At 64.7% G+C, this 303-nt stretch carries 1 pseudogene; it reads right to left on the bottom strand.

Annotation, left to right across the window (positions count from 1 at the left end):
• Positions 1-303, bottom strand: a pseudogene (locus NE591_RS14170) (hypothetical protein); the annotation flags it as partial.

Raw genomic sequence — 303 nt, 5'->3', positions numbered from 1 at the left:
GGCGCGTCAAACTGTGGTGCGGGCTCGCCCTGTTCGCGCTTGTGCCGATCGCGCTCACCCTGTTCGCGTTGTACTTCAGATAAACGTTGTCGGAGCCCTCCTTCACGGTTTCCTCCACCGTCTTGCCCGACACTTTGCCGGTGCGCTTCTCCACCTGGGCCGCCTCACCGGGCACGTACACGTGGATGGCCCCCTCGCCCAGCTCCACCAGGCCCGGGGCCGTCTCCTCGGTAGTTACATCGTATTCCTCGGTCGCATCGGCGCCGTCGTCCAGCTGGACCATATCGCCCTTGTGCAGCTCAG

This window comes from Adlercreutzia sp. DFI.6.23 (assembly GCF_024462535.1).
Classification (GTDB): Bacteria; Actinomycetota; Coriobacteriia; order Coriobacteriales; family Eggerthellaceae; genus Adlercreutzia; species Adlercreutzia rubneri.
The sequence above is the reverse complement of the archived record's forward strand: the minus strand, read 5'-3'. Positions and strand labels throughout refer to the sequence as shown.